The 23,268-nt window shown below is 35.3% G+C and carries 21 protein-coding genes; 12 read left to right on the forward strand and 9 right to left on the reverse strand.

The window, feature by feature from the left end:
* Window positions 1-239: 239 nt before the first annotated feature.
* Window positions 240-1,766 carry a multicopper oxidase domain-containing protein gene (locus ORQ98_RS20735; RefSeq protein WP_274690733.1) on the reverse strand — a complete coding sequence of 509 codons (1,527 nt, stop codon included), beginning with the start codon at window positions 1,764-1,766 and terminating at the stop codon, window positions 240-242.
* A 58-nt stretch (window positions 1,767-1,824) separates the two neighbouring features.
* Complete coding sequence (locus tag ORQ98_RS20740) at window positions 1,825-3,399, reverse strand: multicopper oxidase family protein (protein WP_274690734.1); 1,575 nt, start codon at window positions 3,397-3,399, stop codon at window positions 1,825-1,827.
* 614 nt (window positions 3,400-4,013) lie between these two features.
* Between ORQ98_RS20740 and ORQ98_RS20745 the strand changes: the two genes are divergently transcribed.
* The 4 genes from ORQ98_RS20745 (at window position 4,014) to ORQ98_RS20760 (ending at window position 7,065) form a co-directional block, all read left to right on the forward strand.
* Complete coding sequence (locus tag ORQ98_RS20745) at window positions 4,014-5,003, forward strand: YHYH protein (protein WP_274690735.1); 990 nt, start codon at window positions 4,014-4,016, stop codon at window positions 5,001-5,003.
* A gap of 45 nt (window positions 5,004-5,048) precedes the next feature.
* Window positions 5,049-5,399, forward strand: coding sequence for a hypothetical protein (locus ORQ98_RS20750; RefSeq protein ID WP_274690736.1), 351 nt, complete (start codon window positions 5,049-5,051; stop codon window positions 5,397-5,399).
* Between the two features lie 46 nt (window positions 5,400-5,445).
* Window positions 5,446-6,024: a HupE/UreJ family protein gene (locus ORQ98_RS20755; RefSeq protein WP_274690737.1), complete on the forward strand. Its 579-nt coding sequence runs from the start codon at window positions 5,446-5,448 to the stop codon at window positions 6,022-6,024.
* Window positions 6,025-6,096: 72 nt separating this feature from the next.
* Complete coding sequence (locus ORQ98_RS20760; protein WP_274690738.1) at window positions 6,097-7,065, forward strand: YHYH protein; 969 nt, start codon at window positions 6,097-6,099, stop codon at window positions 7,063-7,065.
* A gap of 73 nt (window positions 7,066-7,138) precedes the next feature.
* Here the strand turns inward: ORQ98_RS20760 and ORQ98_RS20765 are convergent, their stop codons facing one another.
* On the reverse strand, window positions 7,139-7,708 hold the full coding sequence (locus ORQ98_RS20765; RefSeq protein WP_274690739.1) for an FG-GAP repeat domain-containing protein: 570 nt from the start codon (window positions 7,706-7,708) through the stop codon (window positions 7,139-7,141).
* 123 nt (window positions 7,709-7,831) lie between these two features.
* Window positions 7,832-9,118 carry a hypothetical protein gene (locus ORQ98_RS20770; protein WP_274690740.1) on the reverse strand — a complete coding sequence of 429 codons (1,287 nt, stop codon included), beginning with the start codon at window positions 9,116-9,118 and terminating at the stop codon, window positions 7,832-7,834.
* 541 nt (window positions 9,119-9,659) lie between these two features.
* Between ORQ98_RS20770 and ORQ98_RS20775 the strand changes: the two genes are divergently transcribed.
* Entirely contained in the window at window positions 9,660-10,088 is a 429-nt protein-coding gene (locus tag ORQ98_RS20775) for a hypothetical protein (RefSeq protein ID WP_274690741.1), read from the forward strand.
* Window positions 10,089-10,267: 179 nt separating this feature from the next.
* A complete protein-coding gene (locus ORQ98_RS20780) occupies window positions 10,268-11,005 on the forward strand; it encodes a GGDEF domain-containing protein (protein WP_274690742.1) in 738 nt (245 codons plus the stop codon).
* A gap of 58 nt (window positions 11,006-11,063) precedes the next feature.
* On the opposite strand, the gene ORQ98_RS20785 is transcribed toward ORQ98_RS20780, so the two are convergent.
* Window positions 11,064-11,294 carry a DUF2442 domain-containing protein gene (locus tag ORQ98_RS20785; protein ID WP_274690743.1) on the reverse strand — a complete coding sequence of 77 codons (231 nt, stop codon included), beginning with the start codon at window positions 11,292-11,294 and terminating at the stop codon, window positions 11,064-11,066.
* Between the two features lie 166 nt (window positions 11,295-11,460).
* Here ORQ98_RS20785 and ORQ98_RS20790 point away from each other — a divergent pair, with 166 nt between their 5' ends.
* Window positions 11,461-12,078 (forward strand): rhomboid family intramembrane serine protease, encoded by a 618-nt coding sequence (locus tag ORQ98_RS20790; RefSeq protein ID WP_274690744.1) that lies wholly within the window; start codon window positions 11,461-11,463, stop codon window positions 12,076-12,078.
* Here the strand turns inward: ORQ98_RS20790 and ORQ98_RS20795 are convergent.
* The 3 genes from ORQ98_RS20795 to ORQ98_RS20805 form a co-directional block, all read right to left on the reverse strand.
* Window positions 12,067-13,512, reverse strand: a complete 1,446-nt coding sequence (locus ORQ98_RS20795) for an outer membrane protein assembly factor BamB family protein (protein ID WP_274690745.1) — start codon at window positions 13,510-13,512, stop codon at window positions 12,067-12,069. The genes ORQ98_RS20790 and ORQ98_RS20795 overlap by 12 nt on opposite strands.
* Window positions 13,499-15,841 (reverse strand): PEP/pyruvate-binding domain-containing protein, encoded by a 2,343-nt coding sequence (locus ORQ98_RS20800; RefSeq protein WP_274690746.1) that lies wholly within the window; start codon window positions 15,839-15,841, stop codon window positions 13,499-13,501. The genes ORQ98_RS20795 and ORQ98_RS20800 overlap by 14 nt, the downstream gene beginning before the upstream one ends.
* Before the next feature lie 190 nt (window positions 15,842-16,031).
* On the reverse strand, window positions 16,032-16,577 hold the full coding sequence (locus tag ORQ98_RS20805) for an Hsp20/alpha crystallin family protein (protein ID WP_274690747.1): 546 nt from the start codon (window positions 16,575-16,577) through the stop codon (window positions 16,032-16,034).
* Window positions 16,578-17,044: 467 nt separating this feature from the next.
* Here ORQ98_RS20805 and ORQ98_RS20810 point away from each other — a divergent pair, with 467 nt between their 5' ends.
* Together ORQ98_RS20810 and ORQ98_RS20815 are read left to right on the forward strand one after the other, a co-directional pair.
* Window positions 17,045-17,815 (forward strand): hypothetical protein, encoded by a 771-nt coding sequence (locus tag ORQ98_RS20810; RefSeq protein WP_274690748.1) that lies wholly within the window; start codon window positions 17,045-17,047, stop codon window positions 17,813-17,815.
* On the forward strand, window positions 17,808-19,055 hold the full coding sequence (locus ORQ98_RS20815) for a UDP-N-acetylmuramoyl-tripeptide--D-alanyl-D-alanine ligase (RefSeq protein WP_274690749.1): 1,248 nt from the start codon (window positions 17,808-17,810) through the stop codon (window positions 19,053-19,055). The genes ORQ98_RS20810 and ORQ98_RS20815 overlap by 8 nt, the downstream gene beginning before the upstream one ends.
* Before the next feature lie 174 nt (window positions 19,056-19,229).
* Here the strand turns inward: ORQ98_RS20815 and ORQ98_RS20820 are convergent, their stop codons facing one another.
* Window positions 19,230-21,023 (reverse strand): DEAD/DEAH box helicase, encoded by a 1,794-nt coding sequence (locus ORQ98_RS20820; protein ID WP_274690750.1) that lies wholly within the window; start codon window positions 21,021-21,023, stop codon window positions 19,230-19,232.
* A 36-nt stretch (window positions 21,024-21,059) separates the two neighbouring features.
* On the opposite strand from ORQ98_RS20820, the gene ORQ98_RS20825 reads away from it, so the two are divergent.
* From ORQ98_RS20825 to ORQ98_RS20835, 3 genes are all read left to right on the forward strand, one after another.
* Window positions 21,060-21,989, forward strand: coding sequence for a transporter substrate-binding domain-containing protein (locus tag ORQ98_RS20825; protein ID WP_274690751.1), 930 nt, complete (start codon window positions 21,060-21,062; stop codon window positions 21,987-21,989).
* Between the two features lie 116 nt (window positions 21,990-22,105).
* On the forward strand, window positions 22,106-22,402 hold the full coding sequence (locus ORQ98_RS20830) for a hypothetical protein (RefSeq protein ID WP_274690752.1): 297 nt from the start codon (window positions 22,106-22,108) through the stop codon (window positions 22,400-22,402).
* 272 nt (window positions 22,403-22,674) lie between these two features.
* Window positions 22,675-23,247: a MiaE family protein gene (locus tag ORQ98_RS20835; RefSeq protein WP_274690753.1), complete on the forward strand. Its 573-nt coding sequence runs from the start codon at window positions 22,675-22,677 to the stop codon at window positions 23,245-23,247.
* Window positions 23,248-23,268 lie beyond the last annotated feature (21 nt).

A 23,268-nucleotide genomic window follows, 5' to 3' on the forward strand; every position in this document is an offset into this window, starting at 1 on the left:
GAACTTATCCACATACTGGTAACATGAGTTAAAATTTTCTTACAGATAGAATATGAAATGAAAAAAGCCCATTCACTAAATATAGATCGCAGCCGATCAGTGAATGGGCTAAGGGACTCAAGAAACGAAACTTCACTAAACCTCACAAGTAAGTGATTATGTTAGTTAAAATAATACAGTTTCAATCGAATTTACGTAAAATTTACATTCATTTAATCAGTAAAGTGTATATGTAAATATCAAGCTTTATCTGTCACAGAAAACTGGCCTATTTTACTGACACCGCTTTGTTCTAAAGAGTGACAATAATACAAATAGGGAACATGGTGCTTTAAGCTCATGGGATAAATTCGCGCCTGAAAACGATTAACACCTTGACGATAAGTGTAAAAATAAAACTTGATCAGTATTTTTATTTTTTTAATATGGGTTTTGCTGTCTAAACTCCCACCAAAAGTCAGTGTGTCTCGCCACCCACTATAGTCAGCTCCAGGCTCTTGTCCATTAATACTAATTATTAAAAATGACCCACCATATACATGAAAAGAGTAAACGCCTGACAATGATATTTCCCAAATTTCGTCTTCTTCTCGTATTGAATTGTCTTCAATTTTCTCAGCAGCGAATAGCGTATTATTTTTAAGTTGCTCACTATCTAGACTATTTGATTGTATAGTTATCTGCTTCTTAATTGGAAGTAAGTTAGCTAATGCATAATTAACTGCTAGTTTACTTGATCTTAGCTGATTTGGTAGCACAGTTTCAGTACATGCAATATCTTCAACTGTTATTTTAAGAGCAACCATTGAAAAACTAGTGTCTACTTTATCCATGGCCAGCATAGCAATATTACTTTGCTTTTCTTTCAAAAAAACCATAATTTCACAACGTTCTTCAGGAGCAAGTGTTACCGTTGTCATTGCTATAGGTTTATTTAATAGTCCTCCATCAGAAGCAATTTTATAAAATATCGTTTTCTCAGAAAATGAGAGCTCAAAGATACGGCTATTAGATGCATTTAATAATCTAAGTCGAACCCAACCAGGAGCAACTGATATATAAGGACTTACTGTTCCATTTACTACTAATGTATTTCCCTGAAACGACTTATTAGATGAACGATTGTAGACTAGTTGGCCATTAGCATTGAAACTTTTGTCTTGAAAAATAAGCGGTATATCATCAAGGCCATAAGTGGTTGGCAAATTTAAGGTATTGCTATTATCATCTTCGATAATAATCATACCCGCATATCCTGAGTAAAGTTGTTTTGATCCTACACCATAATTTAGAGGATGGTACCAACAAGTTGCCGCTTCTTGCTGAATATGCATGGTAACCTGCCAACTTTCTCCTGGCTCTATTAGTTGATGTGGACTGCCATCAACATGGCTGGGAATATGTAGACCATGCCAGTGGTTCATGGTAGCTTCATTAGTTTGGTTCTTGACAGTGATACCAGCAACATCACCTCGTTTAAACTTAATCGTAGGGCCTAAATAACTAACTACTTGCTCACTAGTTGACAGCCCAATTGCTTTTGAAGCTTGATTAGAAAAAAAATGATGAAAAGTATTCTTAATTAATATATCTGGAAACTGATAAAAATCAGTCAATGGTTCATATAGTAATGGTGGAATAAATAGTAAGTTATCATTACTCGTAATTTCATATTGATCATCTCTATTTTTTTGTCGACTACACGCGTAGAAAGCACTTAATAACCCTATACTTGAAGCAACAGTGAAAAACTGCCGTCGATCCATTTCACTTCCTCATACAGTGCTTGTTTTTATTTTTCTTACAAAAGCAAGCACGATTATTTCATTTATCATGATAAACTGTAAACTGCCCCATCATTCCCTTATCCTCATGCTCTAAAAAATGACAATGGTACATATAAGGCATATGATTAGCTAATATCTTAGCAGCCTCTTTACCCTTAACAGGATTCTTAGGATTACGGTATGTTGGGTAACTAAATTTTATCAAAATTTTTGCAGAGAATACCTGGCCAGGGTCTGGTGGTGTACCTGGTGATAAATCCGGTGGAGTATGATGTACTACATCTTTCCAACTGCGATATTCCATACCAGGAGGCTTACCATTAATCGATAAAATTAAAAATGAGCAGCCATGAACATGAAACGGGTGAGGACCACTAGTAGAAGTAATTTCCCAAACCTCATAAGTATCGATGGGAATTGCATGGTTAATGACTCGCATATCAAATAGCTTATCATTAATGTAATGCTCAGACATATCTGCACTTGCACTCAAATTAAACTTCCTGGTTACCGCTGGAGCATTAGCTGCAGCTGTTTCCCAATCAATGAGTTCACTCCTTAACTGTTCCGGTAAAGTTGTAGGTGGGCCAGGTATAGTACTTGTTACCAGACACAAAAGTTCAAACTCTTCTTCATATTGTAAATCAATGATTGTCTTAGCATAAAAGTTACTGATTATACCTGGCTCATCAGTAAAATTAACCATAATTTCAAATCGTTCTCCAGGAGCTATTAGTAAACTCTCTTTTTTAACTGGCTGATTTAAAAACCCTCCATCTGAAGCGATAATCCAAAATGGACGCTCATCTAAAAAGAAAATTTCAAAATCTCTACCGTTTGAGGCATTAAGAATTCGGAGCCTTACCCATCCAGGAGGTACGATACTATACGCATTCATTGTACCATTGACTAAATACTTATCACCGAGGAACACTGGCTTCCCTCTTGTGTCATATATTTGCTGACCAGTATCATCAATTATTTTATCCTGAAAGATAATAGGAATATCATTAACTCCATAAATATCTGGCAAGCCAAGTGATTTTGCATGCTCATCTTCAATAATAAACATACCAGCGTGCCCCATGTATACTTGTTCAGCTGTTTTTTCACAAGTATGTGAATGATACCAGCTTGTCGACGCCTCTTGATTTATATGCATCGTTGTGTTCAATTTTTCACCTGCATTAATGACTTGATGAGGCCCTCCATCAATATAACCCGGTATATGCAGGCCATGCCAGTGATTGGTCACTTCCTCTTGACGGAGGTTATACATTTCAAAATCAACAACATCACCTCTTTTTACCTTTATAGTTGGGCCTAAATAGGAGCTCTGACTGTATAATGTAGAAATACCTACAGCACTTGAAGGTTTACCAGAATAAAACTCATATAGTGTATCCTGTACATACATAGGAGGAACTTTATAACGTCTAGCATATGGGTTTTCAAGCAATGGAGGAATATTCAGTCGATTATAATCACTTATCGCTTTTAATTGGTTTGCTTTGAGAGACTCAGCTGGGCTAAATAGATTTACAGCAGCAACTCCTGCTGATGCAGCAGTCAATCCAAAACTTAGTCCTTTGACAAAAGTACGGCGTCTCATTTTTGTTGTCCTTAATAGTTTTTATATACATTATTTTTACTCTAAAGATTGTTTTTAGAGATATCCAATAAGCTAACTTTCTCAATACTTATATAAGGAAAATACACTAATAGCAGGAATACAATAGCCCAGTTTAAAAACTAATATTTCTATAATTGTGAGACGTAAGGTAATGACCTACTATTCCGTTATTATCTAATTGCCTTAATACAAGCTCTATGCCTTATAAAAGCAGCTTACTGATAAAACAAATAAATTTGAGTATTATTTTACACCTTATATTTATATTACTAGATATCAAACTACCACCAACTTAAAATTAATAGCAAATTAACCAGCCACCATCAACAGGCTTTACATTCACTCAATATTACCAATATATTACAAGCATTTTACAGATAATAAACGGCTATTATAGTCAACTTTTTAGCACTATTTTGCTTTTATTCGTGAGCCCAACCAACAAGCTAGTGTAAATCTTACGTAAAGATATTTGACTGATTTACACCCTCTTGTTATCAACTACACAATAAAACAGAAGATTTATATAGTATATTATCATGCAAAAAATCAAGCATACTTTAAATATATAAAGTGGATAGAAGGAAATTCGCATGAACAACTTTTACAAGCTTCTAAGCATAGTTTTTATATCTAGCGGATTAACTGGCATTAGCAATGCTAAGCCTATAGCAAACACTTATACACCTCAATCAGTAGTTCTCAATCCCGCTTATTTCAATACAGAGCACTTCTTAAAAAATATCTCTTTAGTTAAGTGTACACTTGAAAATAATCAGGAAGCATTGTGCTTTGAACTTGCTGTGAAAAGTAACCCTATAAAAGATGGCCCTTATTGTCCCAAAACACTCAATGATATAGGGGGCATTTATATTTATGATGGTAAAACTAACCCTGGTCTAAGAGTATTGAAAAGAGATCTTTTTGAAGATATGGAAAAAGATGGTTATGACATTGTTGATGACCAAGGCAATATCCGATTTGCATTAGCAATACCTGGGCAACCCCCAAGTAATCCTGAGTATGCTTACTGTATTGAAGCAGAGCATGACTACAACTTAAAATTAACTTATTATATCCCAGCATACCCAAGCTATGCTGCAGAGCCAACCCCAATGAGTAGTGCATCAAATATAGTTGGACTCTCATTGATTGGGCTACCCATTAATGGCTTACCCCCTTCGGTTGTAACAGGTCCTGATGGCCAGCGTGGTGGAAGTATTCCAGCATTAGATCCATGTGGTGGACACATAAACGAAGGTTTCTATCACTCACATATATTTCCAGAAACAATCAATAACATATTTATAAAAAATCATATTTATGATGCTCAATGTCAAGGAGTTTATCAAAAGTTTGACTCTGAATTAATTGGTTACGCGATGGATGGTTTTCCTATTTATGGTAGTTTTGAGTTTACCGGCATGCCTCCTACTGACCTTGATGAGTGTAACGGACATGTCAGCCCTACTTTACACTATCCTTGGGGGGAGTATCATTATCATGCAGATATCGACTCTCCAGTAAACATACCAACCTGCCTAAAAGGTAATCTTGCTAAAGATCAATTGGTTATTGAATAATTTATACAACAGCAAAAACTATTGAAAACTAAAAGGAATTTAATAATGTCAAAAAAAACAACTTACATAACACTACTGTTTGCTTTATTATCAGCACACTCTTTAATAACAAATGCTTCCGGGAAAATTACAGGTATAAGTTTTTCCGGACCTGATGACGATATTCATTCTAATCTTGTTCAGATACAAATTGAAGGTGGCTATAACTCACCAAATTGTGATACTACTCGTGCTGCCATACGCAATACAGAAGATAGACAGCATCTAATTAAATTCGCTTTAACAGCTTTTAAAAATGAAACGCCTGTTGATATTGTACTAATGGAAGAAGATAAGTACTTTAGAGAACGATGCACTATTAAACGGATATCTACCGTAAGACCACAAGCAAAGTAATAAAAGTTTTTCAACAAACTCATTTTATATTTATAGTAACTTTCGTATGAAAAGAATCATTATAGTATTATTAAGTAGTTTAATTTTTCTTCCTAATATAGGTTATAGTCACGAAATAGGCTTTGGTGGTGGTTTTGGTTCTGGCTTAACGCACCCAGTTCTTGGCTTTGATCATTTGTTAGCTATGTTGAGTGTAGGTATTTTAAGCGCTCAAATAGGAGGAACAGCTATTTGGGTAATTCCTTTAGCTTTTGTTAGCTTTATGCTCACTGGAGGAGTACTTGGTATAAAAGAGGTACCATTAATCTCTGTAGAGTTAGGCATAGCGTTTTCAGTACTTATTTTAGGTATTGTCCTTGCAGCTGACAAAAAAATTCCTTTTATAATAACAATGCTTTTTGTTGGCTTTTTTGCTATCTTTCATGGTCATGCCCATGGTACTGAAATGCCATTTTTAGCTGAACCCCAATTATATGCTTTAGGTTTTATAATAGGTACTGCTGGCATTCATATTATTGGAGTATTGATTGGCCTTAGTGCCACAAAAATAAAACATGGGCTCCAATTACTTCGCTATATTGGAGCATCTATCGCAGGAATTGGCTTTCATCTTGTTATTTCTTAAACCTTATTACTTCTTAAGCACAAAGTGAGTATAACTTTGCCTTTTCAGAGTACAAGTATAAAACCTATCTTCATGGGTTCTATCTTCTTAGGTTTATTGTTAGCTAACTCCTACTCTGCAAGTGCTGACAACTCATCACCTGCTATAAACAAGCACTTGCTTAGCTCAACTATAATCAACACTCCTTACATCAAGCAGGTCATCGTTATCCCATGTGTTCTAGAAAACGACAAACCCACTTTTTGTTACCAACTCTCATTTAACAGTAATCCCATTGCAGATGGGCCTTACTGCCCCAAAACACTAGATGATACAGGAGGGTTATATAACTACGATGGCATAACAAACCCTGGCTTTCAGGTGCTTAAAAGAACATTTTTTGAATCTATGGAAAATGATGGATATGATATTGTAGATGACCAAGGCAATATCAGAATAAGTCCTCCTAAAAATACTGGTAGTCAATTCAACTATTGTTTCGAAGCACAGCGAGATGATAGTTTAATCATTACTTATACTTTTCCCATCTTTCCCATTGATTTAGCAGTGCCATCACCTAATAACACCGTGTTTGATATGGTCGGATTTACCTTAAACGGCATCCCTATTGAAGGCCCTGCACCTTCGGTCGTAAATGGAGCACCATTGCCAGATGGAGGTACTGGAGTAGCAGGTAATGTTCCAGCCATCGATCCATGTGGTGGACATGTGGACCCCTCCGGTTATTACCACTTTCATATGCAGCCTGAAACAATAAACCATGTATTAAAGAATAATAATATTTATGATGTCTTTTGCTCCAATGTTACCCAAGATTCATATGCACTTCTTGGCTATGCAATGGATGGGTATCCTCTTTATGCAGATAAAGACTTACCTGGTATGACACAAACTAAATATGATCAATGCAATGGACATTTTGGCCCTACTCTTGAATATCCTTTTGGTATTTATCACTATCATGCTTCTAATAAGTCAATTCCAAATACGCCACCTTGTTTAAAAGGTGCAACAGCAAAAAACTCTTTTTCTATTGAATAAAGTAAGGATAACTCAACAGATGTTTACATTTCTATTGAGTTATCCTATTTAAGCTCATCAACTATCCAGATAATTACTCACCTTCAATACCAACTGGTCTTTTAGAGAAAGTACCATCAGCCATACCTAAGTAAACTAATGTCTTAGGTGGATGTTTGGGTTTAGGCTTGGGATGAGGGTCTGCAGTTACATCATGGTCATCAGGTCTTGGCCGAGGCTTCTTCATAGGAGGCACAACTGTCACTATTTTATCAGCTCTTCCATCATTGGTTACATCAGCAAAGTTGAGGATTTTAGGTGCTTTCTTAGGCAGGTGCTTGTCACCGTGAAATACTCCTTTTTTACTAAATGTCCCATCGCCATAACCTAAAAAAGTGACTGAAACAGAGTGCCTAGGAGACCCCCAAGCAACTTTATCAAGGCTACCATCACCATTCACATCGACAAATGCTTGTTGAGGTAAAGGTGGTGGTCTTTTTGGCTTTCTCTTTTTATCTTTAGGACCATTAGACTGGTCAGAATCGTTGTATAAAGCCTGATCACCCACATACTGGTTATTAAGATTACTATTATCGGCAAATACAACACCAGCTATACATGATGATAAGATTATCGCAAACGACTTTGTTAAAGTATCTTTCATAATGTCATCCTTTACAAAAAATATCCATATAATATTTAAAGTTGTTTTATTACTACCCAAAAACTTCATTTATAGCTATATTAGCTATAAAATTTATTTCTGAAAAAGAATGTTTTGATTTACTTAAAATGGTGGCTCAAATGTGTCATCATCAGCCAAACAATTTTTATTCCCGCTCAACTGTACTGAATGACCAGTAATTTCTTCTATAGCTTTGATATTATTAGGCCTGTACAATAAGTCTAAAATTTCTTGATAATCTGTACCTAATATAGAAAAATTTTTTGCTAATTTGACATAGTAATGCAATCGAAGCCATTGAATCAAAATAAAGTCTCTGAAAAGCTTTTCTGATTTTATTTTATTATAATAACTGAAGTGAGACTCTTTAGCTTGTCTCAAATAGAGTTGTAAATGATACATATAAGCCGCTGCACTATCCATAGCATTACTTGCACCATATCCTTCTACATATTCACCCACAACAGCTACACCAACTAACCCTGTCAGCCCTGCATTAAGTTCACTTAACACACCTTGCATTAAGTAACTGCCCTGGGTTCGATCGCGCAAATATAGATCATCCCATGGTTTCGTCACATTTGATTCTAATAAAGGAATAATTTCTCTACGTGGAAAACCACCATGAATAGGCACTTTCGGTTGCCAAAATCGGTTAACATATGCAGTTAATTTTTGTTCCCACTCTGTTCGGCTAGAATCAAGATCATACATATGAGTTTCTTCATGAATAGCAACCATTAAAGATTCAGCCATTTTATTAAAGCTTGTTTTATTTACAAACTGAGAAAAATAAGGGTCGTTGGCTTGGGCTTTCACTAATTTAGCCCCGCTTTGCCAACGCCTTTCGTAAACGGATATAATAGTTTGCAACCAATTGTATCGATTAAATTTCTTTTTTAAATCAGTAATATCAACACCACCATTAATAACCTCTTCATAGCAATATCCAGAGGTTCTAATTATAGGTATTTTTTTATTTGTATACTTACTTTGCATATTTATAAAATGAGCATTATGGTTAGCACTTTCAATTTTTAAATAGTACAAACCTTTATCAGATATTGTGACTAAACAAATACTTTTATCATTACTAATTGCATATGAAGTACACTTTAGCTCATAGTCATCTTTCTCTTTGCTCATAACTACATTAAAATTTTTGCTTTGCCCCACAAATGATAGGCTAGTCATGTTATAAGGTACTATCAGTCTATATATCTTATTTACTTTTACTCTTTTGAAGTCATTTAATAAATAAGCACTCTCTGAAAGAGTAATGGTATTATCTTTTTTTATATCTATCAATGATGATATTGCCTGACTACTAGACAAGACAAAGACAGCAAGCAGCACCACTTGCTGCGCTCTATTATATATTATTTTCATTGCAAATTATTCCTTTAAATCGAGTTCATTTCCTTATTCGGCCAATATGGATTATAGAAAACAAACAACACAAAGCGGAATCAGCAATAGCACATTTTTACTGTAAGCACTAATAATCTTAATTCAATTTTTTTACATAGAGGCATCTTCGAGAATTGAAATATAGTTATTTACCAATTATCAGAAAAGAAAATTTACACTAATTTACAATTAAGACCACAAATAAAACAACGCAATATTCGTACTCAACCATAGTCATTAAATAATATATATTTTATGAAGACCTATACTTATAGATTCACGATATCCAGCCATAGTATGTATACAATAAAAAATACCTTTACTTAAGTTAGAGAATTTTAGACATGTTTATTGCCTATACAATGTTTGTATATCCAATGTGAATAGGTTTCAGGACAAGCCAGTAGGTGAAAAGTTTTAATATCAGATTTATAGAAAGGATATCTACTGAAAAACTATCATTTTTAATGTTTAATGCTAGATTAATAAAGTAGTCTACCAAGCATTTCAGAGCAGTAAAATGAAAGTACTATTAATCATTATTGGTATTCTTATATTAATAACTATTGCTTTAGCATCCTTCGGCTACTACTGGTGGAGCCGACACGGAGAACAATTTATAGCAGATACTCAAAAAGTTATGAATGAGGCTGGAGAATTTGCGAAAGAAGCTGATTCATTTGCCTGCCTTGACAAGGTTAATGAAATGATGGCTCATTGCGAGTCTATACAATGTACTTTACATAACCGATTTTTTTTAAGTGAATGCCTAGCTATAGCAAAATATGATGTAAACTTTTGCCAAAATATTCCACCTGCAAGTGATTTCATAAAAGCAGCTGATTGGAAGCAGCAGCATTGTATAAAGCTTAATAAAAATGATACCTATTGTGAAGGTGTCATAGATGAAGCAATTATATTTTGTGACTCTAAAAGAGATTTACTATAACAAGCCTCAGTTTTATTTCATTTCCAACTTTATCCTTTCATTCTATAAAATATTCTTTCTTATCCAACATAAATTTTAAACAATTGTTATACTTTTTATAAAGAGTAAAAACAGCAAACCTTCAAAGCCTATTACGAAGAGTATACTAAGAGATTATTTGGTAAAGATATATTCATCTCATGTTCAATCAACTGAGTAAGCCATTTATTAGAGCATTTCAAGGGGCAGTATTAGCTACGGGGGCCCCATTAGGTTGGCTATTAATTCGCTATCTTCAAGATATTGAAATCTGGACTGAGCTTGTAGAATATACAGGTGTTTACTTATATATGCTAGTGGGTACTACAGTTGCCTTTGCGTGTTTTGGTTGGTATGTTGGCCATAACGAAAGCTTATCTGATGAACTAGCGATTAGAGACCATTTAACTGGCCTTTATAATGTGCGTTATTTCCAGAATCGTCTAGTTGAAGAAGTAAACTCCTCTAAACGACACCAAATCCCCCTATCCTTGATTATCTACGATATTGACCATTTTAAACAGATAAATGACCATTATGGTCATCCAGCAGGTGATAAAGTTTTAATTGCTATTTCTGAAATAGCACAAAAGAACCTGAGAAGTAGTGAAGTAATAGCACGGGTGGGTGGCGAAGAATTTGCTGTTCTACTACCTTTTTGCACTGAAGAACATGCAATACAAACTGCAGAACGCATTAGAGAAGCCGTAAGCAAGGTAATAGTTACAACAGATAACCAAACCCAAATCAGCCGAACCATCTCTTTGGGGGTAGCGTCATTACAACAAGGTGAAAATTGCGACTCATTATATCGTCGTGCAGACACAGCTCTATATGAAGCAAAAAATTCAGGAAGAGACAAAGTTGCTGTGAGCTCTGATAGTAAAATTTCGAATTAGAGCCATCTTGGTATGGTTTTACTTGCCACAATACTTCATCAGATATCAGCAACTCAGGCTAACGCTTAGGAAGCTTAGGTTTATTATGTCGTAAGTGTGCTAGGTGTTGCCATACCCACCAGCGCATAGCTTCCCATTTTGCTCTGTCATGTATACTTTCATTAGGTAAATGTGGAAACCAGTCTAAAGGAGCATATATATGCGTTCCATCATTTAAGTAGATATCGATATGATCAAAGTTCATTGTAACATGCTGAATCTTAACAAGATTTTTTTGGTGGCCAGCCATGTCACACCCTCTTACAGCAAACTAATATAGTGGAAACATGGATACAATAAGTATAGTGTTTACCAACCCTTTGTTGCCACTATACTTCATTTTATAGAGCTATAAACTTTGTAAATAGCTTATAATAAAAGGCCACCTCTAATAGCTTAAACGATAAGGAAATCACGTGTATAAAGCAGTCTTCTCTTCAATAACCTTCATTATCACAGTAATAATACTTACATTTAATTTATTTTTTTGGAGTATCCTTGAAAAAAGTACCTTATTTGGTACTACCACCCAATCACAATGGCTGAAGCTATTAACATTTAACCCTATGGAGTGGGCCGAAGCTTTTGGCTTACCTTTTTTATTATCAATTTTTTTTCACTCATCAGCAGAACATTTGATATCAAACTTAATTATGCTACTTATTGTTTCTTCAATATGTGAAAAAAAACTAGGGAAAACAAATACATTATTGATATTTTTCTTAACACATTTATCCTCACTGGCAATGATAGCAATATTTTATGAGTTTAATTTTTCAGAAAAACCTATAATCTTATCAGGATCATCAGCTGCAATTTTTGGAATGCTTGGTTTTTACCTTCTTAAAGAAAGAAAGTGGGTCATTTGTATAATTCTTTTCTGCTTTTTACTACTAAATCAAACCAATATAATTAGCTTATTTCCTTATAAGTATACTCTAATTGACCCACACCTAATAGGCTATTCTATAGGTATCATTAGTTCAATTTTGTTCTCAAAAACTATTTTAAGGTATATTGCTCTACTCAAGTAAAAGCTTTCGCACATTACCTTCTATATCAACTGTTACCCAGTTTGACCCAACTGAAATGGCGCTGGCATAAGTTTTTTCCCACTGACCTTCTTCTACTGAAGGCAAGTAGTGATGGAGTAGTTTTCCTGTTGAAGGATTTAAAAACATTACCCCCTTATTAGCTGTCGTATAAGCTAAAATATTTGTCTCATAATCGTATGAGACTGAGGTCATATGTTTACCAGTTAGTTCAGAGTCAAAACACCATTTTTTAGTTCTTTTTGAAGTATCTATACGGCATACTTGCCCAGATAGGTCACTAAATATTATGTCTTCATTTAATACAAATGGTATTCCAATCACAGGGGATTTGTTTAATATACTGAACTGTGGTTCACCTGTTACTTTATCATAACAATTCACACCACCTAATTTTGTTTCAAAATAAATTTCTCCCATAATAAAGCAAGCATATTCAGATGTTATTGCGGGTTCCATCCAACTGGATGCAGGTATTTCGTGCTTCCAGATCTCTTTTCCTGTCATAAATTCATAAGCAATCGCATAAGAACGGTGTTTTTGACTATCTCCTTTTTCTCTGCCTGTACCTACATAAACAATACCGTCATCAACTCTGACGGCTGCATCCATATGACCGGGAGTTTGATGCCACACTTGCTTCATTGTGTGAGGATCAATTGCATGTATTCCATCACTTCCTGCAACGGCAAATAACAATGCTTGTCCTTGATACTTTCCAATAACAGGTTGCCCTTCTGTATGACCTTTTGTTGAATAAGGTGCTTCATGTTTACCCGTGGTTAAATTAATCTTATAAATACGCGCATGGTGCGTGTCATGAGTACCCTCACCTGCAAATAAGTATCCATTAAACACTATTGGAGAAGGCGTTACTATAGTACCAATAAAAAACTTCCTTAATGTTTGGCCATTTTCAGTTGATAACTCATGAATATAGCCATCATCAGCTCCAAAAAATAGAGAATTGCCACTTAAAGCTCCTGTTCTAAAGGCTCCCATAGGCAACTTAATTTTCCATTGCTGTTTTATTGAGTTAAAAGATTTAGGAAGTAAATTTGACTCCTGAGATTTATTGGACCGACTTAGTAATTCAGAATAATTCACTTCTCCTAATTGAATCGGCTGGTGTTGCTTATTAATAACCCATTCAAACGATGGTAAATTATGGACATATTGATAACCTTTGTACCCCCCATAGATCAATATATTAACAACCAGTGCTACAAATAACACTTTTGGCTTTAATAAAATTTCAAGTAACTGTTTTGGCCCTTCAGTTTTTAGTTTTATTCCAAACAAGCCAGCAATAAATGCAGCAACAACGCTTATTGCAACACTTAATATTGTAAAAGGAATAAGTACTGTAGGAACAATAAGAGGTATATACTCTACACTATCATTAATGTAATTCATAACTAATATGTCCGTTGTTTCCGTCTAAACAAATTTTTTGCCCATCCCTAAGCTTATTAATACAATCTCGAATACCACTTATCGCAGGAATTCCCATTTCTCTTGCAACAATAGCGGAATGAGATAAAATCCCTCCTTTTTCAACAATAATTCCTACTGATTTAGTAAATAAAGGCGTCCACCCAGGGTCTGTTGACTCAGCAACTATTATCGTATCTTCAGGCAGTGAATCCATGTCACATTGACTAATATCACTCACTACTTTAACAGTGCCATAAACCAAGCCAGGAGAAATGGGTTCACCATCCAAGCAATCAGCCTCTTCTGAATGATTACCCGAAATAAGCTCATCCAGCTTATTTAAACTAACAATCATCGGTAGTGAATAACGTTTAAAAACAAGTGATTGCTGTTTTCTATCTTTTATTTTTCCTATAATTTCATCTGATATGTTCACTGGCGAAATAATCTCATCATTTATAATTTCATCGACTCCTAGCAAATAAATATCATCAAATAGCTTACTTCTTTTACCAATTTCTTGAGCAATATATCTTATATGGGCAAAAGGCTTCAAAATCTCCATTTTCCATGATTCTCTCAGCTCAAGCATAGACTTCAACAACTGCCATTCTTGTAAAATTATCGATTTTTTAAATGTTTTCAAGTTATTTATTTCGTCTTCTACTTTATCTGTAGCATAATTGATTTCTTCACTAGTTGATCCAATTTTTTTAAGGTTAACAAAAGCTTTTTGACCTAACTCAATCCACCTAGGGTTGGATAGGTCCAGCTCACCTGCTCCTCGATGACCATACCTAGCCATAAAAAATGGTTGTTTATTAACATCTTCACACGCTCTTTTAAAATATCTATTCATTTCATAACTAACTGTTTTTAAACCAATAGCCATCCATCGTTTTAACGTTTTTTTTGCCTGCTGTTCCCCCAGCAAATTACTCAAAATAGCCTCAAGTGAATGCAGCGTCGCTTCTGTTAAAATAATTAAAATAAATGGCCATAATAGACTATTTTTTGTAAAAACATGACACTCTTTAGCAAACCTCTTTAGTAACTCTACGTTTTCCCAGCTTTGATACATAGTAGGATCAAATGGCCTATCCATTTTATGCTTAAATTTTGCTAACTCTCTTAAACACTGATCCTGCCAATACTTACGTCTACTACTTAAATTCCAGCCAACCTTGACCATATTATAAATTGCAAGAGGAGTTCTTATTAAAGATTGTGCAGTTAACTCCTTAATACTAAATTTTAAATGCGGTCTAGGTTTTAAGTCTATTGAATATGGAATAGGTCCAAAGTATAAAGGAAACATCTTGTTTAGATTTATATAAGCCCTACCAAAGACTCTATCTAGAATAGATTCATGAGGAGAAAAGTCATTATCAACAAAGCTTAAATAACCTAATTTTTTTAATGCATCTCCAAATGCATTATGTGGTGAAAATGCTTTCTGCCAAAGAGTGTATGTTATATAACTTTGTATACCTGTCCATTCAGCAAATGTTTGTCCATCCCAGGTTGTATTTTGATCATATTGATGATGAAGTCTTTCTAGCTCTTGCTCAACAATTCTTAAATGTGTTGAGTAAGTATATGCCGCAGTAATTGGTCTAGCTTGTAATAGCTTTAATTGATCTTCCTCATCAATAGCCCATTCCATATCCACTTCAACACCTAGTAGACTTTTAACTATTTCACCCATTTTCTGAATATCGTCTGTGAATGCTTTTTTCCACATCGAGTGATTTTCTTGTAGAACTCCTCCATAAATTCTGTATGGTGTTTGCTTCCCTGATACCAAAGCTTCCCCGTACCCCTCTATGAATTCAATCAAATCACCAGTTTTTTTTCCTCTAGGGTCTGAGGAGAAATAAACACCAGAAAATTTTGGTTTAACCATTATTTGTACAAGCACATTCATACTTCCACTGCTTGTCTTTCCCAGAAAGTGTTCTCGATATACCTTAGAAGAAATTTTATTTATTGAATCAAAACACTTAGTGACTGTTATTTGTAAAGTTTGATTGTCTCTGACATTCAAGTAGCTATTATTTTGCCCAGCAAAACTTACTTGGCTATCATCTTCATCACTCGCAGAACTTCTTACAGCAAGTGGCTTATAGCCTATACTATTCCACCAATCAAAAATTTCATCCCATTCAGCTTGCTTAGTAGGTAAAGCAGTTAATATAATGCCCTCTGGCACAGGTAACTTACCTTGATATAAACATGCTAGATTATAAGCTTTGCCGCCAACTTCTTTATTATTTTGGTTAATATCGTTAAAGTATAGCAATGTCAAAATCACTCCTTGATTATTTTTTAATAATAACTAATGATCAACCACTTATGGCTATAGCCACAAACACTCTTAAATGGAATATTTTTGCTTATTCAATTAGTATTAAAACTTCAACTTTATTTATGGGCCTGTAGTAAATAATCAATATAATTATTTAGGCCCATCTCATACGAAAAACCGGCAATTTACTTTAGCCAGTTTTTTTAATTTCTATTTTCTTTGTCTTACTTTCTGGAAGCTCTTTTCTAGGAAGTTTTATACTTAAAACACCATTTTTGAATGATGCCCTAATTTCATCAGCATTAGCATCCTCAGGTATCGCAAGCATACGTTGAAACTTTCCATAACTGCGTTCAACTCGATAGTGATGCTCCTCCTTTTCTTCTTTTTTATGTTTCTTTTCACCACTAATGATTAGTGTATTATCTCTCATTTCCAGTTTAATGTCTTTTTCATCAACACCAGGAACTTCTACACTAATTACGTATTCTTTATCTTTTGCACTAATGTCAACGCTAGGCTTAAACAAACTGTTTGGCATTCTTGACCACTCTTCTGAAAAACTTGGTAAGCCTACGCCCTTAAACATACTGTCAAACAGTCGATCAACTTCTTTATGAAATTGGACGAGTGGATTGGTCATCGGATCATAAGACCTATTTGTAGTTAAATTTTTAGCTTCATGCTCTTCTTCATCTTTAAGCCAATTCCAGGGGATTAAGTCCTTTACGTTCATAAACATAGTTTCCTTTATTAAATAGTTGAATTGATTTAAATCAATATATACTATTTTGTAATGCATCATTTATATTTCAGCAATATAAATGCAACTTATTGTTTACATCCACAATATTCAAGCACATGTATTTATAGCACAACAAATGCTTACATACTCACAAGGTTAAAAAATAACATCAAAATTAAAAATAGATTAGTTTTTATAAACACCTATTATTATAAATAATTAGTTAATTACAATTTTTTTATATTTATAACCAAGTTTATAACATCCATAATATAAACAGCATATCATGCAGTTTTGTGTAGTCACACTGCCTACTACTTAGCATCACTCTCATTATTGGTTTACATCATTTGTTTCGAGATAATCTCCTACAAACCAATACATTATAAAATTTTACGGCTTTTTGTTATTGACATAGCAAAAAATTAACTTAACCATTTCTAAAAGTGATAAATATTATGGGGTTTATTCATAGCGTGAACATAAGGAAAGCCGTTACTTACTATAAACACTACAGACCACAAGAGGTAACTACCTCTCTAATAGAAAAGTATGCAACAACACTTTATCAAATTTTTTCGTTAACTCATACTAACGTTAACTTTGATAACTTTAAACGTAAAATCTTACCGCGGTCAGGAACCGACTCATTAGCATTGTTTTATAATGATAAAGACCGAATTATCGGGTTCACAGTTGTAAGTATTAACTTAGAAAAAATAGATAAACTTAAGTTCATTGCTTTAGGAACAAGTATTTACTTTGACTTACAGTACAAACCAACTTATATATTAGTAAAGTACTTCTTTTATTCCTTTATAAAGTTAAAATTAAAATATCCATTTACAAAAGTCGTATGTATTTCATCCACGACATCTCCCGCTTCCTATTTATTTCACGCCCAAAGGGTATATGAATTTTATCCAAACTATAAATTTACCCCATCATTAGTTATAAAAAAAATTACATATAGGGTTGCAATGTCAAAAGGTTGCCAATTAGCCACTATAGACAATCCTTGGCAATTCAAAGTAAAACCTACAATCCCCAATATTGGTCGGTTTAAGCGTATCCCTGACAACAGCTCTCCTCATTATGAATATTATAAATCCATCAATCCTAATTTTTACTCTGGTAAGGGCATAAGAGTTTATGTCCCTTTGACTACATTCAATTTTTTAGCTTCTTCTTTTATAAATATAAAACTGCTTTTAACAAAAAATGTCTAATCAAAAAAATATTATCGAAATTATACAAAAAATAAAGCCTCATTTAAACTCTGTACTAACAAGCGCGACTACTGTTAGAGAGTGTTTATATAAAAATCTATATCTCTTATCAAATATTTTTGGAGTACCTGAAAACAAAGTTGAACTTACGCTAAAACAGTATGCATCCGTTTATGCGTCTACTATTGGAGCACAGGTGATTGCTATTACTGGTAGTTGTGGTAAAACAACGACTAAAGATATGGTTTTACATGTATGTAAAGATACTTTTAATACTGTTGCTACCCCTAAAAACTATAACAATGCAATTGGTATTGCTTTCACATCTTTACAGTTACACGAAAACACCGAACTAGCTATTATTGAAATGGGTACTAATAGCCCCGGAGATATAAAAGAGTCAGTTAATGTGATTAAACCACACTGGTCTGTTATCACTAATATTCAAAACAGTCATTTAGAGGGGTTACATGACTTAGATGGTGTATTAAATGAAAAAAGCAACATTATTATTGACAAACCAAATCATATCGCTTTTATAAACTCTGATGACTCTTTACTCAACAAAAACATTAATGTTGATCATGCCCAACTAATTACCTTTGGTGTTAATAGCAGCAACTTTAAGCCAAGTGTTTTATTATGGAATAACGAGCAACTACCCACATTTGTTATAAATGATACCTGCTTTAATCTACAGTTACCTGGTACTCATAACTTATATAATGCTATTGCATGTATTGCAATTTGCTCAAAGTTAGATATTCCACTGCCTATAATTTCACAGAGGTTAAGTCAATTTAAACCACCACATTTGCGTTCAGAAATTATTGATACCCCCTACGGCAAATGGATAGTAGATTGTTATAATGCCAACCCTTTTTCTGTTAAGCAGGCTTTATTATGTTTCAGTAAAATACAAACCAAAGGTAAAAAAATTGTAATCCTTTCTGATATGCTTGAGTTAGGTGAAAAAAGTGTATTTTTTCATATTCAAATTTTAAAGCAGCTATCTTATTTAAATATACAAACAGTCATTACAATTGGCAAAAACTTCGCTCAAGCTCATTCAGAACTAAAAAATATCGATTATCATTTATTAAGATTCAATTCAATTGATAATATAGCTAACTATATTTCTAATTATGCCACTAAAGAGGATCGTGTATTAGTTAAGGGCTCAAGAAAATTTCACCTTGAACAATTAACTGAATTACTTTCAAGTAGTGAAATTATATAAACACCCTCAGAAGTAATTATTTTTAGAGGAGCTTTAAATTCTAAGCCCTTGGGTTTCAGTAAGCTATAGAAAAAATTGTATGCTCTGGTGAAAGATTCGATCTATTAGCTCAGTTATTTCATTAGCTTTTACAGGAAAAAGTATGAGAAATAACCGAGCTCAAAAATCCTGTTGTTATTTTTTCACAGGCTTTGTTTTTTTACCGCTTTTAGCTTGCCTGCTGCTATTACTATTACTTTTACGTCGTTTGCTACCTTTAAACGAGTCCTTCTTTTTATGCCGTTTAGGCTTACGTTCAGTGACAGGAAGCTCTTTACCTGCTGTACCTATATTCAGCTTTTGGCTACAAACATAAACACCTTTTAATAGCTGTAGCACATCTTTAGGCATGCCTGCAGGTAAGTCAACTGTACTGAATTCATCGTATATGCATATTTCACCAATATACTGGCTTTCTATATCTGCCTCGTTGGCAATAGCACCAACCAAGTTACCTGGCTTCAAACCATGATCACGCCCTACATCGACCCGGTAACGTTGCATTTCAATATCTGGATGGGCTTTTAGTGGCTCTGCCTGATGGCTGTACTGCCTGCGCTTTCTGCCTTTTTCTTCCGGCTCTTCACTTTTAAATTTTTCAGGCTTTAAATTCAGCAATAGAGGCTGTTCACCTTGTACCATTTTAGCTAAAGCCGCTGCAATATTAATCGCATCAATTTCGTGTTCTGCCTGGTATTCAGATACTAACTTATAGAATAACTCCAGCTCATTACCTGCCAATGTGTTTGTAATCCGTTGCTTGAAGCGCTCAATTCGCTGATCATTGATATCCTTAGGTGATGGCAAAGCCATTGCTGCTATTGTTTGTTTAGTGGCTTTTTCAATTGCCCGTAACATACGCATTTCACGAGGGGCAACAAATAAGATAGCCTGTCCTTCTCGTCCAGCACGTCCAGTACGACCAATTCGGTGAATATAAGCTTCAGTATCATATGGGATGTCGTAGTTCACCACATGACTAATTCGCTCAACATCCAAGCCACGTGCAGCTACATCCGTTGCAATGACAATATCTAGCTGCTGTTTTTTTAATCGATTAACGGTCATTTCCCGCTGTTTCTGCGGCATATCACCATTTAATGCCGCACAAGAATACCCCCGAGCTTCTAACTTTTCTGCCAATTCAATGGTCGCTGTTTTGGTACGAACAAAGATAATCATGGCATCGAAGTTTTCCACTTCTAAAATACGCGTTAAAGCATCTAACTTGTTAACCCCTCGCACAGACCAATAGCGTTGACTGATGGTTTCTGCAGTAGCCGTTTGCATGGCAATTTTGACTTCTTTAGGGTCTTTTAAATGCTGTCTTGCTACTTTTCTGATGACTGTTGGCATAGTGGCAGAAAACAACGCAACCTGTCGTGTGGCTGGCGTTTGTTCCATAATCCACTCTACATCGTCAATAAAGCCCATCCGCAGCATTTCATCCGCTTCGTCTAACACTAAAGCTTGCAGGTTATCCAGCTGCAGACTGCCACGACGAATATTGTCCATTACCCGGCCAGGGGTACCCACTACAACATGCACCCCTCTTTTTAACTGCCGTAACTGAACTGAGTAACTTTGCCCACCGTAGATAGGCAGCACATGAAAACCTTTCATATACTTGGCATAGCTTTGAAAGGCTTCCGCTACCTGGATTGCTAGCTCTCGTGTAGGGGTTAATACTAATACCTGTGGCTTGGTTTCTTTCAGGTTAAGCCTGGCCAGTAACGGCAAAGCAAAAGCAGCTGTTTTACCACTACCCGTTTGAGCCTGGCCAAGAATGTCACTACCTTCCAGCAAGTGCGGAATACATTCAGCCTGGATGGGGGAAGGTGTTTCATACCCCACTTCATCCAGCGCTTTCAGTAATGAATCAGTCAGCGCCAAGTCCGCAAATGTTGGCTGCGAAGGTGTTGAAGACATTAAGTTGTTTCCTCAGTAACAGGGCAGGCTACAGTAATGGAGGCCAAACCAGTAGAAAATAAAATTTGTCATTGGGCAGTTTACCATATTTCCAGAAATAGCCTTACTGTTTTGTTTGTAATGAAGTTATTTCATGCACATTCCTTAGCTACACTTTCAAGCATGAAGCTGCAAAAAATTTCATTCATGCTCTTAATGATACTATTCAGTTGCCATATTGATGCCAGCAAGCTATGCAAAAAACCTTTAACTGTTAGCTTTGATACTCACACCGAGCCCTGGTCTTATCTTGATCAAAATGCCCAGTTAACTGGGCTAGATGTTGAGCTAATTAAGACCATCTTCACCCTTATGGGGTGTCAATTAATTATTCGCTTGGACATACCATGGAAAAGGCAAGTACATTGGTTAGAGCAAGGACTACTCGATATAGCCGCACAAGCCTCTAAAACCAGTAAACGGGAAATGTTTGCTTATTTTTCAGAACCCTATCGACACGAATATATTGCTATCTATATTCGTAAAGAAGACCTTCATAAATTTAACTTTATGACTCTTACAGAATTACCTCACCTGAAGTTTCGTCTTGGTATTCGTCGAGGTAATTATTATGGTGACAAATTTAGTCAACTCCTAAAAACAGCTTTATTCAAGAAGTATATAAATATAGCGGAAACGGAACAGGATAATTTTTTTAAATTAATCGCCAATCGAATTGACGGTTTTATTGGCTACCCACCAGGCACAGAAATTGACTTAAAAAAAGTCGGCTTAAGTAAGCAAATTATCAGACACCCCATGCCAATGATCAACACAGGCAGTATCCATGTCATGTTTAGTAAAAAAACCACTCTCCCTGCATTAATTACCCAGTTTAACCATGGTTTGCAAACGATCAAGACGAGTGGTGAATTCAGCAAGATTATACAAAAATACAACGGAGATTTAATACACGCAGAGCATTAATCACAGAGACATACTGAAATAAAAGATATTACTCAATTTAGAAAAATATTAATAACCATCTTCGCTAAAATAGTCTATAAAACTATCTATAATCTTTAGACGTAGGTTGTAATATAATGAAACGCACTCTTTTTGCTTGCTTGTGTATCTCTTTATACGCATTTTCAGCCACTAACTATGCTGCTGAAACGGTAAAAACTGCCCCCTCAACTCAGGATACAGTTAAAAGTTACCTGATGCAGAAAACCAAAAAAGCCGTGACTCTTCACCTGGTTTCAGGCAAAACACTTTCTGGCACAGTAGGCACAATAGGCCAGCACTTGGTGCAACTGAAAAGCCTGACAGGTAAGGAGTTTTATGATGCCCTAGTGCCTTTCGATAAAATTGAGGCTGTAGAGGTAAGAAACCGCTAACAAGTTAATCAGGTTTTCACTTTCTGGCACCTTTCTCATGAAGGTGCTATCTCATTACCCCCGAGGCTGTCGCAAAAAGTCAGGAGCGCAGCAAAGACAAGGCAAAAATTGACGAAAAAGCGGAGTTTATACCTAATAAATGAGCATTTTAAGTCGATTTTTAATGCAGTGTTTGCAAGCGCAGTAGTTTTGCACGAGCCTCTCACCTGGTAGATTGCGATTAAATTGGCTAATATCCCCACCTTTGTGATGTTTTAGGATACCTACAAACTATGTACAAGCTGCAGTTTGCAACGCCTGCTGCGTGGATTGAAGCAGTGATGGCTGATTTTGATGCCTTTTTATTAGACCATGCGACCGCTGAGAAAAAAGCCTCAGGCATGGCAATGTCTATGGTTTCTCACTACCCAGATAAACCTGAGCTGATAAAAGCCATGATTGATTTAGCTATTGAGGAGCTAAGCCATTTTCGCGAAGTATCCCAATTGATCTACCAACAAGGCTTGCAACTTGTACCTGATGTTAAAGATCCTTATGTAAACGAGTTTCGCAAGGCTATTCGACAAGGCAAAGAAGCTTATTTGTTAGACCGATTATTAATCGCCAGTATCGTGGAAGCTCGTGGCCATGAACGGTTTGGGCTGGTCGCCGAGGCTTTACCAGAAGGGCAGCTAAAAAAGTTTTACACCGCTATTACTCGCTCAGAAGGCCGTCATTTTGAGCTGTTTTTAGAGCTTGCTTATCGCTATGTTGATAAAGCCTCAGTCGATGAGCGCCTTGAAGAGTTGTTAGCATTTGAGGCAAATATTGTCGCTAATTTGCCCATAAGAGCAGCCCTACACTAACTTAAGGGCACCTCTAATAAA

Source organism: Spartinivicinus poritis, assembly GCF_028858535.1.
Taxonomy (GTDB): domain Bacteria; phylum Pseudomonadota; class Gammaproteobacteria; order Pseudomonadales; family Zooshikellaceae; genus Spartinivicinus; species Spartinivicinus poritis.